This is a genomic window from Streptomyces sp. WAC05374 (assembly GCF_004353505.1).
Taxonomy (GTDB): Bacteria; Actinomycetota; Actinomycetes; order Streptomycetales; family Streptomycetaceae; genus Streptomyces.
In genome coordinates, this window is the sequence record NZ_SMNQ01000003.1 from 563,204 (window position 1) to 579,070 (window position 15,867).

15 protein-coding genes and 1 rRNA gene are annotated in these 15,867 nt (G+C 72.2%); 11 read left to right on the top strand and 5 right to left on the bottom strand.

Features of this window, described 5'->3' with window-relative positions; genetic code table 11:
* Positions 1–110: 110 nt before the first annotated feature.
* From E2B92_RS10295 to E2B92_RS10305, 3 genes are all read right to left on the bottom strand, one after another.
* Positions 111–1,124: a C40 family peptidase gene (locus E2B92_RS10295; RefSeq protein ID WP_126884689.1), complete on the bottom strand. Its 1,014-nt coding sequence runs from the start codon at positions 1,122–1,124 to the stop codon at positions 111–113.
* A gap of 82 nt (positions 1,125–1,206) precedes the next feature.
* Positions 1,207–1,992, bottom strand: coding sequence for an SAM-dependent methyltransferase (locus E2B92_RS10300; RefSeq protein WP_126884682.1), 786 nt, complete (start codon positions 1,990–1,992; stop codon positions 1,207–1,209).
* A gap of 24 nt (positions 1,993–2,016) precedes the next feature.
* Complete coding sequence (locus E2B92_RS10305; RefSeq protein ID WP_126884683.1) at positions 2,017–2,901, bottom strand: NAD(P)-dependent oxidoreductase; 885 nt, start codon at positions 2,899–2,901, stop codon at positions 2,017–2,019.
* 106 nt (positions 2,902–3,007) lie between these two features.
* Here E2B92_RS10305 and E2B92_RS10310 point away from each other — a divergent pair, with 106 nt between their 5' ends.
* The 7 genes from E2B92_RS10310 (at position 3,008) to E2B92_RS32940 (ending at position 11,144) form a co-directional block, all read left to right on the top strand.
* Complete coding sequence (locus E2B92_RS10310) at positions 3,008–3,577, top strand: TetR/AcrR family transcriptional regulator (protein WP_126884684.1); 570 nt, start codon at positions 3,008–3,010, stop codon at positions 3,575–3,577.
* Positions 3,578–3,847: 270 nt separating this feature from the next.
* Positions 3,848–4,156 (top strand): hypothetical protein, encoded by a 309-nt coding sequence (locus tag E2B92_RS10315; protein ID WP_017945892.1) that lies wholly within the window; start codon positions 3,848–3,850, stop codon positions 4,154–4,156.
* 98 nt (positions 4,157–4,254) lie between these two features.
* Positions 4,255–5,100 (top strand): hypothetical protein, encoded by an 846-nt coding sequence (locus E2B92_RS10320; RefSeq protein WP_126884685.1) that lies wholly within the window; start codon positions 4,255–4,257, stop codon positions 5,098–5,100.
* Positions 5,090–6,460, top strand: coding sequence for a hypothetical protein (locus E2B92_RS10325; protein WP_133087475.1), 1,371 nt, complete (start codon positions 5,090–5,092; stop codon positions 6,458–6,460). The genes E2B92_RS10320 and E2B92_RS10325 overlap by 11 nt, the downstream gene beginning before the upstream one ends.
* A complete protein-coding gene (locus E2B92_RS10330) occupies positions 6,457–8,010 on the top strand; it encodes an SCO6880 family protein (protein WP_126889403.1) in 1,554 nt (517 codons plus the stop codon). The genes E2B92_RS10325 and E2B92_RS10330 overlap by 4 nt, the downstream gene beginning before the upstream one ends.
* Positions 8,011–8,023: 13 nt before the next feature.
* Positions 8,024–9,424: an ATP-binding protein gene (locus E2B92_RS10335; protein ID WP_126889402.1), complete on the top strand. Its 1,401-nt coding sequence runs from the start codon at positions 8,024–8,026 to the stop codon at positions 9,422–9,424.
* 1 nt (position 9,425) lies between these two features.
* Complete coding sequence (locus E2B92_RS32940; protein ID WP_200840163.1) at positions 9,426–11,144, top strand: type VI secretion protein; 1,719 nt, start codon at positions 9,426–9,428, stop codon at positions 11,142–11,144.
* A 112-nt stretch (positions 11,145–11,256) separates the two neighbouring features.
* On the opposite strand, the gene E2B92_RS10350 is transcribed toward E2B92_RS32940, so the two are convergent.
* Positions 11,257–11,820 (bottom strand): GNAT family N-acetyltransferase, encoded by a 564-nt coding sequence (locus E2B92_RS10350; RefSeq protein ID WP_133087476.1) that lies wholly within the window; start codon positions 11,818–11,820, stop codon positions 11,257–11,259.
* 156 nt (positions 11,821–11,976) lie between these two features.
* On the opposite strand from E2B92_RS10350, the gene E2B92_RS10355 reads away from it, so the two are divergent.
* Genes E2B92_RS10355 through E2B92_RS10370 form a run of 4 tightly spaced genes read left to right on the top strand, consistent with a single transcriptional unit; the run spans position 11,977 to position 15,682 of the window.
* On the top strand, positions 11,977–12,891 hold the full coding sequence (locus tag E2B92_RS10355; protein ID WP_126889606.1) for an ATP-binding cassette domain-containing protein: 915 nt from the start codon (positions 11,977–11,979) through the stop codon (positions 12,889–12,891).
* Complete coding sequence (locus E2B92_RS10360; RefSeq protein ID WP_126889607.1) at positions 12,888–13,664, top strand: ABC transporter permease; 777 nt, start codon at positions 12,888–12,890, stop codon at positions 13,662–13,664. Before E2B92_RS10355 ends, E2B92_RS10360 begins: the two co-directional genes overlap by 4 nt.
* 24 nt (positions 13,665–13,688) lie before the next feature.
* Entirely contained in the window at positions 13,689–15,020 is a 1,332-nt protein-coding gene (locus E2B92_RS10365) for a sensor histidine kinase (RefSeq protein WP_133087477.1), read from the top strand.
* Positions 15,017–15,682: a response regulator gene (locus E2B92_RS10370; RefSeq protein WP_126889573.1), complete on the top strand. Its 666-nt coding sequence runs from the start codon at positions 15,017–15,019 to the stop codon at positions 15,680–15,682. The genes E2B92_RS10365 and E2B92_RS10370 overlap by 4 nt, the downstream gene beginning before the upstream one ends.
* Positions 15,683–15,740: 58 nt before the next feature.
* Here the strand turns inward: E2B92_RS10370 and rrf are convergent.
* A 5S ribosomal RNA gene (rrf, locus tag E2B92_RS10375) occupies positions 15,741–15,857 on the bottom strand.
* Positions 15,858–15,867: the final 10 nt, after the last annotated feature.

Genomic DNA, 15,867 nt, shown 5'->3' on the forward strand with positions numbered 1-15,867 from the left:
AGGTCAGTGTCGTCATCGTCAGTCCAGGGAACGACCCGCAGGAGGGGTACGTTCCACTCTCCACGGAACGATCACCATGACGTTATCGAAGAGTGATCCGTACGCGCAGCTCAGGGCCGCGCCGCGGGGAGTGCTTTCGCGCCATCCTCGGTGACGCGCGTGGCCCCGAAGTAGTCCGGCGTATCGATCTTGTCGAACCGGATGACGGCCCCGGTGTACGGGGCGTTGATCATGTACCCGCCACCGACGTAGAGCCCCACGTGCCGGATGGCACGTGAATTGTTCAAGTCGTCCGAGAAGAAAACGAGATCGCCCGGCAGCAGCTCGTCGCGCGAGGGGTGCGGACCGGCGTTGTACTGGTCGTTGGCCACGCGCGGCAGCTCGATCCCCACCGTCCGGTACGCGGCCTGCGTCAGCCCCGAGCAGTCGAACCGGCCCTGCTGCTCGGGCGTGCCGTTCCCGCCCCACAGGTAGGGCGTGCCGAGCTTCTTCTGCGCGAAGTAGATCGCCCCGGCCGCCTGCCGCGACGGCTCCACCCGGCCGACGGGCCGCGCGAAGCTCTTCTCCAGGGTGCGGATGATCCGGACGTAGTTCTGCGTCTCCTTGAACCCGGGCACCCCGCCGGCCTTTATCACCCGGTAGGCACCGGCGTTGTAGGCGGCGAGCATGTTGTTCGTCCGGTCGCCGGGGACGTTCTTGACGTACCCCGCCAACTCGCAGTCGTACGAGGCGGCCGACGGGATGGCGTCCGCCGGGTCCCAGATGTCCCGGTCCCCGTCCTTGTCCCCGTCGATGCCGTGCGTGGCCCACGTCCCGGGGATGAACTGGGCGATGCCCCGCGCGTCGGCGGGGCTGACGGCTCTCGGGTTCCAGCCGCTCTCCTGGTAGAGCTGCGCGGCGAGCAGGGCGGGGTTGATGGCCGGGCACAGGTTGCCCCACTTCTGCACGAGCGGCTGGTACGCCGCGGGCACGGCGCCCTTCGCCAGCCCGACCACCCCGTGGACGGCGCTCCCCGCGCCGCCGAGCAGCCCGGCGGCGGCGGAGTACGTCCCGACGACGAGCAGCGCGACGAAGCTCAGGCACGCCCCGACGGACACCCCCGCGACCAGCCACGCCTTACGCACCGTCAACCACCCCTCACGACATGGCAGTCCACCGAGCGACAGTGTAGGTGCCGGGGTGCCCTTCCCAGGGCCGATCCGGCGGCTACGGCTTGCGGCCGACGCCCGCGTACATGGCGACGTCGGGCGCCGGCGCGTCCGGGCGCCACCGGGAGCAGGGGACCACGCCGGGCGCGAGGAGCTCCAGGCCGTCGAAGTAGCGGGTGATGGCCTCCGGGGTGCGCTGGGTGAGCCTGGGGGTGCCGTGCTCGTTCCAGAAGGCCACCGCCGCGTCGACCTCCGGCATGGAGGGGTGGACGACGGTGTGGGAGAGCACGAGGTGGCTGCCGGGCGCGAGGGCGTCCATGAGGCGGCGGACGACGGCGTACGACTCGGCGTCGTCCTCGACGAAGATGACGACGCCGAGCAGCATCAGCGCCACCGGCCGGTCCAGGTCGAGGGTCTTGCCGGCCGCCGCCAGGATCGTGTCGACGTCCCTCAGGTCGGCGTCCAGGTAGTCGGTGCGGCCCTCGGGGGTGCCGACGAGGAGGGCGCGGGCGTGGGCGAGGACGAGCGGGTCGTTGTCGACGTACACCACGCGGGCGTCCGGGGAGACGCGCTGGGCGACCTCGTGCGTGTTGTCGGCGCTGGGCAGACCGGTGCCGATGTCCAGGAACTGGCGGATGCCCTCCTCCTCCGCCAGGTGCCGCACGGCCCGCCCCAGGAAGAGCCGGTCCTCACGGGCGTACTCGCCGATCCCGGGGTGGAGCTGCCGGATCCGGTCCCCGGCCTCCCGGTCGACGGGGTAGTTGTCCTTGCCGCCGGTCCAGTAGTTCCAGATGCGGGCCGTGTGCGGCCGGCTGGTGTCGATCCTCGATTCGATGTCGGTCACGGCACCACCGTAGGACCGGAATCCTTACGAGGAGGGCCGCTTGAGGATCTCCACCAGGCTGGACGAGCTGTCGGCACCGTGGCCGGCGGCGACGCCGCGCCGGAAGATGTCGAGGACGGCGGCGGGCAGGGCACTGTCCACGCCCGCGTCCACGACGGTGTGCAGGACGTGCTCGACGCTGGCCACGCCCATGGCGAGCCGGTCGACGTCACCGGCGTGGTCACCGGCGTCGATGCGGGGTGTGTAGAACTCCAGGAACTGCGTCAGATTGAGGGCGTCGCGCGCGAAGGGCAGGACGTCGGCGGCCTTGAGACCGTGGGCGTTCGCCACGGCGACGGCCTGCCAATAGCTCGTCAGGGCGGTCCAGAACATCGTCATGTTGAGCTGATAGAGCAGCGCCGCCGTGCCCGGGTTCTCGCCCCGGTAGTCGGTGCCGGTCAGGACGCCCAGCGTCGCGCGGTGGGCCTCGAAGGCCGCGAGCGGGCCGCTGTAGAAGGTGGACGTGGTGGCGGGGTCGCCGATCCCGGCGGGTGGCGTGAGGACGCCGCCGGTGAGCTGCGTGGCGCCGCGCTCGGCGGCCCAGGCCGCTCCCGCGCGCGCCTTGTCGGGGGTGTCGGAGCTGAGGTTGACCAGCACGCGGCCGGAGAAGGCGGCGGGGTCGGTGCCGCCCAGCAGGGCGTACATCGCGTCGTAGTCGGTCAGGCTCAGCACCACCAGCTCGGACGCCGTCAGGGCCTCCTCGGCGGTGGCGGCCAGGTGCGCCCCGCGGGCGACGAGGCCGTCGGCCCGGGAGGGGGTGCGGTTGAAGACGGTGACGCGATGGCCGTGCTCGAGGTAGGCCCCTGCCATGGCGAGCCCCATGGGGCCCAGGCCGATGACGGTGACGGGGGCGGGGGTGGTGCTGGGCATGGAGATCTCCTGCGGTCTAGAACGAACGCTCTATCCAGAGCACGGCACGACCGTAGCACAGCTCTAGAACGAACGCTCTACCCAATGGATCGGTAGAATCGGCCTCATGCAGACCAGCACCCGCGACCGGATCGTCGTCGCCGCCGCCCGCCTCGTGCAGCGGCAGGGATACGTCGGTACGGGCATCAAGCAGATCGCCAAGGAGGCGGAGGCCACCCTCGGCTCCGTCTACCACTTCTTCCCGGGCGGGAAGGAGGCCGTCGCCGTCGCCGCCATCCGGCACAGCGACGAGGAGTTCGCGGCGATCCTGCGCGAGGCACTGGACAGCGAGGACGACCCCGCCGCCGCCGTCGACGCCTGCGCACGGCTGCTCGCCACGGCGCTGCGCGAGTCCGGCTGGGTCGACGGCTGCCCCGTCACGGCCACCGCCCTGGAGACGCTCGGCACCGACTCCGAGATCCAGCGGGCCTGCGCCGCCGCACTGCGCGGCTGGCAGGACCTGGTGGCCACCAGGCTGATGGCGGCCGGCCTCGCCGCCGACGACGCCCGCGAACTGGGCGGCACGGTGATCAGCACCCTGGAGGGCGCCGAGGTGACCGCCCAGGTCACCCGCAGCGAGGAGCCCCTGCTCCAGGCGGGCCGCCAGCTCGCCCGCCTGGTGCGCACGTACCGCTGACGGCGTGTCCGTTCCGCCCCAAGAGTGCACCAACGACAGTCATTGCCCGGAGTCACCCCCCGTGATACACAGAGTGACGATGCGCGCACTCGCCTACACCCGATCCGCCGCCTGCGCAGGTCAGGGCGCCCGGACCGGTCAAAGGTGCGGGGATCGGGTAAAGAGACCAGCCAAGTCGGCGCACACGAGCGGTTTCATCAGCGAAGATAGTGCGGTGACCCGTGCCAAGGGGCAGGGGTGTCGAACTACCCAACAGGGGCGGTGAGTTACATGTACCTGGCGGCCGAAAAAGGCGACATCACCACCATCATTGGCGGAATCGCCCCCAACTGGGGGCCCTTCGGGAGCCTGGGGAACGAGGCCCGCGTGATGATCGAGGTGGTGATGGCCGTGGCCATCCTGCTGTGCCTCGGCATCGCGATCTGGGGAGCGGCCAAACAGCGCATCGGCGCCACCGCACTCCGGGACACCTTCAGCGCCGAGCAGGGCAAGGGGCTGATCGTGGCGGGCCTGACCGGCGTCTTCATCATCGGATCACTGGGAACGCTGTTCACCATCGTCTACGGGATGGCCGTTTAACCCGCCGTCAGCGCTCCACCCCGGCTCTCCCATGAGGCGCGTCACCTGATGTCCAGTCACCATACAGATCAGCAACCGGTTGAGGGGGCGTACCCGTCATGAGCCTCGGCGACGAGCACGACGGCGCCAGCGCGGGAGGCGGCGGTACGGGTCAGACCCGTACCCGCCTGCCCGACAGCGGCACCGGCGACGTCTACGGCGTCTACGGCGGCGCCCGCCGCCCGGCCCGCAACTCGCGGTCGCTGATCACCGTGGTGGGCGTGGTGGTCCTGCTGATCGCCGCCATCGCCTTCGCGAACAGAAGCGGCGACGGCGACGGCTCGTCCTCGGACGCCCCCGCGGGCCGCGACGCCGCCGCCCCCACCGCCGCGACGGGCGTCAAGCCGGTGGCCGGCAAGAACGGCACGATCCCCTCCGGCTACGCCCACGACGAGCAGGGCGCGCAGAGCGCGGCGGCGAATTACGCGGTGGCGCTGGGGTCTGACGGGATGTTCAACACCGAGCGCCGACATCAGATCGTCCAGTCCATCGCGGACGCCAGCACGCGGGACAAACTCCAGTCCGGGTTCGACGCCGACTACTCCGAGGCGTTCCTCACCCAGATCGGCCTCAAGGCGGACGGGAGCGCGCCGGCCGGCTCGACCTTCGTGAACCGGACACTACCGGCCGGGACGAAGGTCAAGAACTACGCGGCAGACACCGCTGACGTCGACGTCTGGTGCACCGGTCTGTTCGGCCTGACCGGCGAGACGTCCACCAAGCCCGTGACCAGCGGCTGGTTCACGGTGACTCTCAAGCTGAAATGGAACGGCTCCGACTGGAAGGTCCTGGAGACGTCCCAGAAGACAGGGCCGACACCGGTAACCGGCGACAATCCCGTCTCGGGGTCCGACGAGATCGCCGGAGCGGTCAACGAATACGGAGGGTTCACGTATGCCCGTTAACCCTCGTTCCCGTGGACGCTCCGTCCTCGTGGCGCTGGCGGCCGTCCAGACCGCCGCGTTCTGGTTCGCGTCCCGGGCCGCAGCGGCCCCCACCCCCACACCGTCGCCCCGCCCGAGCGACAACGGCTGTGAGCTCATCGCCGGCCCCGCACGCGATCTGTGCGAGTCGGGAGACGCACCCGCCCGCTCCAACCCCGCCAACCCCGCCGACCCCACCTCCGCGCTCGATCCGCTCGCCTCGCTGGCGCGCGGCTGCGCGGACGCGGCCGCGTGGATCGTGAACAAGCTCAGCGAGGCCGTGAAGAGCACCGCCGAGGTGGACTTCACCAACGCCACGTTCCTCCAGCAGTACGCCGTCGTCTTCGCCGCCTCCACCGTCCTGACCCTCGTCCTGTGGCTGCTGGCCGTCGCCAAGAGGGCCATCCGGGGCGTACCGCTGGCGACGGCGATCTCCGAGGCCATCGGGTTCCTGTGGCTCACCGTGCTCGCGTCCGCGTTCACGCCGCTCATCCTCTACACCGTCGTCTCGGCCACCGACGGCATCACCGAGGTGATCGCCACCGGCAGCGGCGGGCAGACGGACGCGTTCTTCGGGACGTTCGCCGAGGCGCTCAAGAAGGGCGACGGCATCGGCGGCGGGCCGATCATGCTGATCGTCGTGTCCCTCGTGTCGATCCTCGCCGCCGGCATCCTGTGGCTGGAGCTCGTCATCCGGGCCGCCCTGCTCTACGTCGGCGCGCTGCTCGGCACCGTCGTCTACGCCGGGCTCGTCGACAAGAACATGTGGGGCCACGTCCGCCGCTGGGCCGGGATCATGATCGCCGTGATCCTGGTGAAGCCGGTCATCGTCATCGTCCTCGGCCTGGCCGGGGCACTGTCCTCGGAGGAGGGGCCCGACGCCTTCTCGGCGGTCGTCTCCGGCCTCGCCATCATCCTGCTGGCCATCTTCGCCTCCGCGATGATCTACCGCTTCGTCCCCGGCTTCGGCGACGAGATCGCCTCCGCCCGCACGAACCGCAAGCAGGCGACCGACGGCGCCCAGGCCGCCGCCGTCATCTCCTCGCCCGCCGCGCTCGTCTCCCAGGGCATCAAGACCCACAGCAGCCGCAGCCACCAGCGGGGCGGCGGCGGCAACGCCCAGCCCGCGAACGCCGTGTCCGGCGGCGTCGCCGCCCACAGCTCCCGCAGCCAGCCCACCGGAGGCGGAACCGCGGGCGGGGGCGTGGCCGGCGGCGGATCCGTCCCCTCCGCCGCACCCCCGCCCCGCAGCCCCGGCACCAGCGGCACGCCGCACACCCACCGTAAGAGCAACACCGGCACAGGCAGCAGCACAGGAAACACAGGAGGTGGAGGGCGTTGACGACCCAGTCCCAACCGATCACGCCCCGCCGCACGTATCTCATCGGCCGGGCCCGGCCGAACGCGATCGTCGGCAAGAACCGCGAGACCGGCGAGATCGCGCTGATCATCGCCGGCGCGTTCCTCGGCATGATGAGCGGGCTGCTGGTCCCCGTCCTGTCCCTGCGGATCGTGACGCTCATGGGCTTCCCCATGCTCGCGCTGGCCGCCGTGTACGTCCCGTACAAGGGGCGCACCTTCTACAAGTGGTTCGAGATCAACCGCACCTACAAGCGCACGCTGCGCCGGGGCACCACCTACCGCTCCAGCGCCATGGAGGCCGGCACCAAGCTCGACGGCCGTGAGATCGAGGTGGGCCCGCCGCCCGGCATCGGCCGCATCAGTTGGCTCGCCGCGCCCTTCGGCCCAGACGAGATCGCCGTCCTCCTCCACGCCGACCGCCGCACCGTCACCGCCGCCATCGAGATCGAGGGACCCGGCGTCGGCCTGCGCGACAGCGAGGACCAGGAAGCCCTGGTGGACCGTTTCGGCACCCTCCTCAAGCACGTGGCCAACGGCGACGGCTTCGTCACCCGCCTCCAGATGCTCGCCCGCACCCTCCCCGCCGACCCCGACGCCCACGCCAAGGACGTCGCCCAGCGCGGCGACCCGAACGCCCCCGTCTGGCTCCGCGACTCCTACGAGCAGCTCCAGTCCATGGTGTCGACGTCCAGCGAGCAGCACCGCGCCTACCTCGTCGCCTGCATGCACTACACCCGCGAACTGGCCGCCGAGGCCCACGCCATGGCCCGCGCCGCCCGCCAGGCCACCGGCGGCCGCAAGCTCGACAAGGACGCCGGCCTCGCGGTCGTCATGGCCCGCGAGCTCACCGACATCTGCGCCCGCCTCGCCGAGGCCGACATCCGCGTACGCCAGCCGCTCGGCCAGTCGCGCCTCGCGTCCCTCGTGCACTCCATGTACGACCCGGACCACCCCATCGACCACATCCAGGCGATGACGAAACGAAACGCTTGGCCCGCCGAGCTGGACGCCGTCGAGCCCACGTACCTCCAGGCGAAGACCCGCGAGTCCTCCACCCGCGCGCCCTGGTGCCACGCCACCGCGTGGGTCAAGGAGTGGCCGATGACCCCCGTCGGGGTCAACTTCCTCGCGCCCCTCCTCGTCCACACCCCCGACGTCATCCGCACCGTCGCCGTCTGCATGGACCTCGAACCCACCGAGGTCGCCATCGAGCGCATGCTGACCGAGAAGACCAACGACGAGGCGGAGGCCAGCCGCGCCGCCAAGATGAACCGCACCGTCGACCCGCGCGACATCGCCGCCCACGGCCGGCTCGACCAGCGGGGTGAAGATCTCGCCAGCGGCGCGGCAGGAGTCAACCTCGTCGGGTACATCACAGTGTCGTCTCGTACGCCCGAAGCCCTGGCCAGGGACAAGCGGACGATCAGGGCCTCGGCCGGCAAGTCGTATCTGAAGCTGGAGTGGTGCGACCGCGAGCATCACCGGGCCTTTGTGAACACGTTGCCGTTCGCGACCGGCATCCGCCGATAGGGGCCTGATTCCGATGCGTGATCCGCTGTCAGCCCTCACCGAGGCGTTCACCTCCTTCCTCTTCGGGAAGGTCGAGACGACCCGGCTTCCCGTCCGTACGTCGACGGGCCAGGCCCAGGCCGTCTACCTGCCGACCGCCGCGCCCGGCCTCGGCGACTCCGGCGTGATCATCGGGCGCGAGGTCTACAGCGGCAAGGGGTACGTCTACGACCCCTTCCAGTTGTACGGCCAGCAGCTCCCCGCCCCCCACTGGCTGGTCCTCGGCGAGTCCGGCAACGGCAAGTCGGCGCTGGAGAAGACCTACGTCCTGCGCCAACTCCGCTTCCGCGACCGCCAGGTCGTCGTCCTCGACGCCCAGGGCGAGGACGGGGTCGGCGAGTGGAACCTCATCGCCCAGGAGCTGGGAATAACTCCCATCCGCCTCGACCCGATGGCCGCCCTCGACGACGGCATCCGGCTCAACCCGCTCGACCCGTCGATCACCACGACCGGTCAGCTCGCGCTGCTCCGGACGATCATCGAGGTCGCCATGGGCCACGGCCTGGACGAGCGGTCCGGCTTCGCGCTGAAGGTCGCGCACGCGTACGTCAACGCGACCATCACCGACCGCCAGCCCGTCCTCACCGACATCGTCGAGCAGCTCCGCCACCCGGAGGCGGAGTCGGCGGCCGCGATGAACGTCGACATAGACGACGTACGGGCCTGGGGCCTGGACGTCGCGCTCGTGCTCGACCGGCTCGTCGACGGTGACCTGCGGGGCATGTTCGACGGACCGACGACGGTCGGCATCGACCTCGACGCCCCGCTGATCGTCTTCGACCTCTCCCACATCGACCGCAACTCGATCGCCATGCCCATCCTGATGGCGATCGTCGGGGTGTGGCTGGAGCACACCTGGATCAGGCCGGACCGCAAGAAGCGCATCTTCCTGGTGGAGGAGGCGTGGCACATCATCAACAGCCCGTTCGTCGCGCAGCTCTTCCAGCGGCTGCTGAAGTTCGGCCGGCGGCTCGGCCTGTCGTTCGTGGCGGTGGTGCACCACCTCTCCGACGTCGTGGACGGAGCGGCGGCACGCGAGGCAGCGGCGATCCTCAAGATGGCCTCCACACGGACGATCTACGCCCAGAAGGCCGACGAGGCACGGGCGACCGGCCGGGTGCTCGGCCTGCCGCGCTGGGCGGTGGAGATCATCCCCACCCTCACGCCCGGCATCGCGGTCTGGGACGTCAACGGCAATGTGCAGGTGGTCAAACACCTCGTCACGGAGGCGGAACGCCCGCTGGTCTACACGGACCGGGCGATGACGGAGTCCTCCGTACCGGAGGACATCCAGGCCGCGGAATGGGAGGCGGAGCAGCGCGCGGCCCTCATCGAGCAGCAGATGAACGCGTCCTCACAGTCGACGGTGGCCTGACATGAACCGCGGGACCCCGGACCGGGGACGTGAGGAGCGGGGCATCCCCGACGGGCTGCTGGTGGGCCTGCTGCTGTTCCTGCTCGGCGCGACGCTGCTGGTGTGGAGCGCGACCGGGCTGGCGGGGCTGTTCGCGCACGGGGCGTGGCCCGACGGGGTGACGTTCCGCCAGGCCCCGCTGGCGATCCGGAGCCTGGTCGCGCAGCCCCAGGACCTGGCCGGGGCGTGGCCCGCCACACCGGCGGGCCAGCTTTCCGGTTACGGGCTGTTCTGGGGCCTGTTCATCGGTGAGCTCCTGGTGCTGGTGGTGCTGGGGATCTTCGTGGTGGGGACGCTGGCCCGCTGGCGTGCGGTACGCGCGGCGGGGAAGGCGCGGGGCGCGGTCTCGGGCGCGGCGGCGGTACGGAGGGACCGGGAGCCGCCGGTGCAGGTGCCGGTCCAGACCAAGGGTCCGGCCGAGGGTCCGGCGCAGGGCCACGGCCCGGGTCCGGCTCAAGGTCAGGGCCAGGCGCAGGGCCAGGGTCCGGCTGCCGCGCCCGCCCCTGCGCCTGCACCGCACCGCACCCCCGAACCAGCCACCGGCCCCACCTCCGCCACGAGGCCTCACGCCGTCCCCGCGGCAGCGACCGCCGCCACCCCCCCCCCCCCCCCCCGCCCCCCCCCCCCCCCCCCCCCCCCCCCCCCCACCCCCCCCCCCGCCCCCCCCCCCCCCCCCGCCCCCCCCGCCCCCCCCGCCCCCGCCCCCGCCCCCCCCCCCGCCACAGCCACCGGCCTCGCCCCCGACATCACCCCCACCCCCGCCCCCCGCGTCCTCTACGGCGCCGCCGCCGCCCGCCGCCCCGTCGCCCGCCGGGCCATCGAGGAGGCCGACGGCCCCGCCCTGGTCGTCACGTCCGACCCGGGCCTGTGGGCCGACACCAAGGATGCCCGCGCCAAGCTCGGCCCCGTCCTCGTCTACGACCCCGGCCACCTGTGCGACACGCCCGCGCGGCTCCACTGGTCCCCCACCCACGGCTGCGAGGACACCGGGACGGCCGCCGCCCGTGCCGCCGCGCTCCTCGCCCCGGTACGCCCCCGGGCACGGGTGGACGCCGCCGTCGCCGACACCGCCGAAACGCTCCTCCGCTGCTGGCTGCACGCGGCCGCCGTGGACGGGCGCCCCTTCAAGCAGGTGCAGCGCTGGGCGCAGAACAACGGCGCCCACGAGCCCGTACGCGTCCTCCGGACGCATCCCAAGGCCACGAACAGCCACGCCGGCCTGCTCGAGTCCGCCCTCACGGCCTACCCGGAACGGCGCGAGGTCGCCCAGGAGTTGACCGTACGGGCGCTGTCGTCGCTGTCGTCGGTCCACATCCGTGAGGCATGCACACCCCATCGAACTGATTCGCTGGCTCTGGAATCATTCATCGCCGAAGGGGGCACCCTTTATGTGGTGGGTGAACCGATCGAGGACCCGAGGACCCACCCGGGCGCGATGCCTCTGCTGACCGCGCTCGCCTCAGACGTGGTCGAGCACGGCCGCCGCATGGCCGCACGGTCATCCGACGGTCGGCTCGACCCACCACTGACGCTCGTCCTCGACGACGTCGCCGCCGTGGCCCCCCTGCCCGGCCTGCCCGGGCTGCTGACGTCCGGTCAGGACATCGGCCTGCCGGCCCACGCCCTGCTCCGCTCCGCCGAACAGGGCCGCGCCCGCTGGCCGGACCACGCCCTCACCTGAGCGCGCGCCCCGCCGGCCCCGCACCCCCGGGCACCCACCTGACGGTCGCCCTCACCTGAGCGTGCGCCCCGCCGGCCCCGCACCCCCGAACCACGCCCCCCCCGAACGCCCCTCACACTCCGGCAGGCCGCCGCACCTCGTACTCCACCTCGCGCGCCCCGCTGGCGTCCCCCTCCAGCGGCAGGCTGTCACCGGTCGGCACGAACCCGGCCTTGCGGTAGAAGGACTCGGCCCGCCCGTTCCGCTCGTGCACGTAGAGCCGCACCCGCCGGACGGGCCCGGCCAGCGACCACGACCACTCCACCGCCGCCCGGAACAGCGCGTCCGCCAGCCCGGCACCCCGCGCACCGGGGCGTACGTACACGCCGACCACGTGCGTCTGGTCCACCTCCGGCGCCGTGCCGAACCGGGTGTCCTCCCCGGCCCGCTCCACCAGCACGGTCACCGTGCCGTCCCACGACCCGTCCGGCGCCTCGGCCACGAACTGGTGGGCGCCGTCGCTGTCCTCCGCCGCCCCCGCGGTCCGCTCCTGCCAGTAGGCGTCGGGCCGTTCGACAGCCGCCTCGTACGTGTCGAGGAAGGCGAGGGGAGCGGCCGGGTCCTGGAGAGCGGCGAGCCGGATCTCGCGGGCCTCGCGCCACTCGTCGGCGCGCACGGGACGTATCACATGTTCCATGACCTGATCCTGGCCCCGCCCCGCGCTCCCCGGCAACGCGGTTTCGCGGCGGGGAGAACCCTCAGGGGCCCCGTCCTACCCCGGTACTACGCCCCTCGCCCACCTCCCGCCCCCGGTCGGACGCCCGCCCGCGCCCCGCTCCGTAGCGTCGACGACATGATCCGCGCCCATGAACTGACCAAGCGTTACGGCGGCAGAACCGTCGTCCGGGACCTGAGCTTCACCGTCCGCCCCGGCACCGTCACCGGCTTCCTCGGACCGAACGGCGCAGGCAAGTCCACCACCATGCGCATGCTGCTCGGGCTGGACGCCCCCACCCGCGGCCGCGCCACCATCGGCGGCCGCGCGTACGCCACCCACCCCGCGCCCCTCACCGAAGTCGGCGCGCTGCTGGAGGCCCGCTCCATCCACCCGGGCCGCACGGCCCACAACCACCTGATGGCGCTGGCGCACACCCACGGCATCCCACGCTCCCGCGTCACCGAGGTACTCACCCTGACGGGCCTGTCGGAGGTCGCCCACAAGCGCGTCAAGAACTTCAGCCTCGGCATGGGCCAGCGCCTCGGCATCGCGTCCGCCCTCCTCGGCGACCCCGCCACCGTCATCCTCGACGAGCCGGTCAACGGCCTCGACCCGGACGGCGTCCTGTGGATCCGCACCCTCCTCAAGTCGCTCGCCGCCGACGGCCGTACCGTCCTCGTCTCCTCCCACCTGATGAGCGAGATGGCCCTGACCGCCGACCACCTCGTCGTCATTGGACGCGGCCGGCTCCTCGCCGACACGACCGTCGCCGACCTCGTACGGGAGAAGGGCGCGGCGAGCGTCAGGGTCGTCACCCCACGGGCCGGCGAACTGCGCGCCGCCCTCCTCGCCGCGTCACCGGACGCCACGGCCGTCCCCGACGGCCCGGACAGCCTGGACGTCCACGGCATGGACGCCCCGGACATCGGCGCGGTCGCCGCCGCCCGCGCCATCCCCCTCCACGAACTGACCCCGCGCACCGCTTCCCTGGAGCAGGCGTTCATGGACCTCACCCACGAGGCGGTCGAGTACACGGGAGCCGCGGCATGACGACCCACGCCCACCAGGTGACCCCGGCCCGGGTGCTGCGCTCCGAGTGGCACAAGCTGTGGACCCTGCGCTCGACATGGATCACCGCCCTCTCCGCGAGCGCGGTCACCCTCGGCATCGGCCTCGTCATGGGCGTCACGTACACGTCCGGCGGGAACGACGCCGACATCGACACCGTGGTCCTCGTCCTCTACGGCACGATGCTCTCCCAGATCGTCCTCGCGGTCCTGGGCGTCCTCGTCACGGCGGGCGAGTACGCGACCGGCATGATCCGCGCCTCCCTCACCGCCGTACCGCGCCGCACACCCGTTCTGTGGGCCAAGGCGGCCGTCTTCGCTGCGACGGTGTACGCGCTCAGCCTCCTCACCGCCCTGGCCACCTTCCTCGGCGCCCAGTTGTTCCTCGCCGACACGGACCAGGCGGCCTCCCTCACCGACCCGGGCGTCCTGCGCGCCATCGCCGGCAACTCCGCCGGCCTCACCCTCGTCGGCCTCCTCGCCCTGGGCCTCGGCGCCCTGCTCCGCTCGGTACCCGGCGCCCTCGGCGCCTTCGTCGGCGGGGTCGTGATCCTCCCGGAGATCCTGACGATGCTCCCGTACGAGGCCGTCGACACCGCCGTCGCCCACTTCCCCACCCAGGCGTTCGGCGCGCTCGGTTCCGCCACTCCCCTGCCCGGAGCGGCCGGCCCGGGCGCGGCGCTCCTCGCCCTGTGCCTGTGGGCGGGCGCGTCCCTCGGCGCGGCGGCGCTGCTCATGAAACGCCGGGACGTATGAGCCCTTCCGTACGAGGATGATCGGATGACCGCCCGCCCCCGACCCCGCTCCCGAACCCGCCCCCGACTCCGTCCCCGGCCCAAAACCGGGACCGGGACCGGGACCGGGAGCCGGCTCCGGCCTCCACTCCCCGCGCCCCGCCCTCCGCACCAGCAGCCGCTCACCGCGCTCGTCCAGGGCGCGGTGCAGCGCGTCCGGGACGTCGACCGCCGCCACCCGTCGGCCTGGGACCTGCTGCTGACCGGCTTCTTCGTGGTGGCCGCGCTCGTCGACGCGGGCGGCGGCTGGCGCAACATCGCCCGGAACACGGACGTGCCGCAGTGGCTCGTCGTCACCATGAGCCTCGGCTTCACCGTCCCCCTGCTGTGGCGGCGCACGCACCCGGTGCGCGTCCTCGTGGCCATGGCGCCGGTCATCCTGGTCAGCGGCTGGACGGGCGCGATGCTCCAGGCCGGGCTCATCGTGCACGTCGTCGTCTTCAACGTCGCCCTGCGGCTGCCGCCGAAGACCCTGTGGTGGGCGGCGGCCCTGGTGACCGTCCCGAACCTGCTGGCGGCGATCCGTTACCCCAGCGGAAGCTGGGACCAGCAGATCGTGCCGTCCTTGTGGACGTTCGCCCTCGTCTCCCTGCTCGGGATCGTCGTCCGTACGCGCCAGGAGTACACCGCGTCCCTCGTCGAGCGCGCCCACCGCCTCGAGATCGAACGCGACCAGCAGGCCCGGCTCGCCGCCGCCGCCGAACGGACCCGGATCGCCCGCGAGATGCACGACATCATCGGCCACAACCTGTCCGTCATCACGGGCCTCGCGGACGGCGGCGCCTACGCGGCCGCCAAGTCCCCGGAGCGGGCCGCCGAGGCCCTCGGCGCCATCGCCACGACCAGCCGGCAGGCCCTCACGGAGCTGCGCCGCCTCCTGGACGTGCTGCGCGACGAACCGCCGGGCACCGCCGCCGACCGGTCCCCGCAGCCGGCCCTCACGGACCTGGACCGTCTGCTCGACGGTGTCCGGGCCGCCGGCCTCCCGGTCCGCCTCACCACTCACGGCACCCCGGAGGCCCTCCCCGCCGGCCGGCAGCTCACCGTCTACCGCGTCGTCCAGGAAGCCCTCACCAACACCCTCAAGCACGCCGGCCCGACCGCCACGGCCACGGTCGACCTCACGTACGGGGACGGCATCACCGTCACGGTGACGGACACCGGCCACGGCGAGCCCGGAACGGGCCACGGTCGCGGCCTCACCGGCATGCGCGAACGCGCCGCCCTGTACAACGGCACACTCGACGCCGGCCCCCTGCCCCAGCCGCCCGGCGGCTGGCGCGTCCACCTGCACCTACCGAAGGACAGCTCCCCGTGACCACCGTGCTCCTCGTCGACGACCAGCCACTGCAACGCCTCGGCTTCCGCATGCTCCTGGAGAGCCAGGACGACATGAGCGTCGTCGGCGAGGCCGCCAACGGCACCGAGGCGATACGCATGGCCGCGCACCTGCATCCGGACGTCGCCCTCATGGACATCCGCATGCCGGGCATGGACGGCATCGACGCCACCCGCCGCATCGTCGCCGCCGGCGACCGCACCAGGGTCCTGATCCTCACGACCTTCGACCTGGACGAGTACGCGTACGAGGGCCTCCGCGCCGGAGCCAGCGGCTTCCTCGTCAAGGACGCCCTGCCCGAGGAACTCCTCGCGGGCATCCGCGCGGTGGCGAGCGGGGACGCGGTCGTCGCCCCCGGCCTCACGCGCCGGCTCCTTGACGCCTACGTCCACCACCTGCCGCCCACCCCCGGCGCCCCCGCCGCCCCGGACCCGCGCCTGGCACGGCTGACGGACCGGGAACGCGAGATCCTCACGGTCATCGGCCAGGGCTGGACGAACACGGAAATCGCCGAGCGGTTCCACCTCGCCGAATCGACGGTGAAGACCCATGTGGGCCGGATTCTCGCCAAGACCGGCGCGCGGGACCGCGTCCAAGCGGTCATCCTGGCCTACGACACCAGGCTGGTCAGCCCCTCGTAAAAGGCCCGGAACGCGAAAAAGCCCCGCACCAGAGGTGCGGGGCTTTCCCACAAAATTTGTTCGGCGGCGTCCTACTCTCCCACAGGGTCCCCCCTGCAGTACCATCGGCGCTGAAAGGCTTAGCTTCCGGGTTCGGAATGTAACCGGGCGTTTCCCTAACGCTATGACCACCGAAACACTATGAA

Excerpts from the sequence above, each read along its gene's own strand:
- E2B92_RS10305 (WP_126884683.1), bottom strand. The coding sequence starts at position 2,901 with ATGCCCAGCACCACCCCCGCCCCCGTCACCGTCATCGGCCTGGGCCCC.
- E2B92_RS10310 (WP_126884684.1), top strand. The coding sequence starts at position 3,008 with ATGCAGACCAGCACCCGCGACCGGATCGTCGTCGCCGCCGCCCGCCTC.
- E2B92_RS10315 (WP_017945892.1), top strand. The coding sequence starts at position 3,848 with ATGTACCTGGCGGCCGAAAAAGGCGACATCACCACCATCATTGGCGGA.
- E2B92_RS10320 (WP_126884685.1), top strand. The coding sequence starts at position 4,255 with ATGAGCCTCGGCGACGAGCACGACGGCGCCAGCGCGGGAGGCGGCGGT.
- E2B92_RS10325 (WP_133087475.1), top strand. The coding sequence starts at position 5,090 with ATGCCCGTTAACCCTCGTTCCCGTGGACGCTCCGTCCTCGTGGCGCTG.
- E2B92_RS10335 (WP_126889402.1), top strand. The coding sequence starts at position 8,024 with ATGCGTGATCCGCTGTCAGCCCTCACCGAGGCGTTCACCTCCTTCCTC.
- E2B92_RS32940 (WP_200840163.1), top strand. The coding sequence starts at position 9,426 with ATGAACCGCGGGACCCCGGACCGGGGACGTGAGGAGCGGGGCATCCCC.
- E2B92_RS10350 (WP_133087476.1), bottom strand. The coding sequence starts at position 11,820 with ATGGAACATGTGATACGTCCCGTGCGCGCCGACGAGTGGCGCGAGGCC.
- E2B92_RS10355 (WP_126889606.1), top strand. The coding sequence starts at position 11,977 with ATGATCCGCGCCCATGAACTGACCAAGCGTTACGGCGGCAGAACCGTC.
- E2B92_RS10360 (WP_126889607.1), top strand. The coding sequence starts at position 12,888 with ATGACGACCCACGCCCACCAGGTGACCCCGGCCCGGGTGCTGCGCTCC.
- E2B92_RS10365 (WP_133087477.1), top strand. The coding sequence starts at position 13,689 with ATGACCGCCCGCCCCCGACCCCGCTCCCGAACCCGCCCCCGACTCCGT.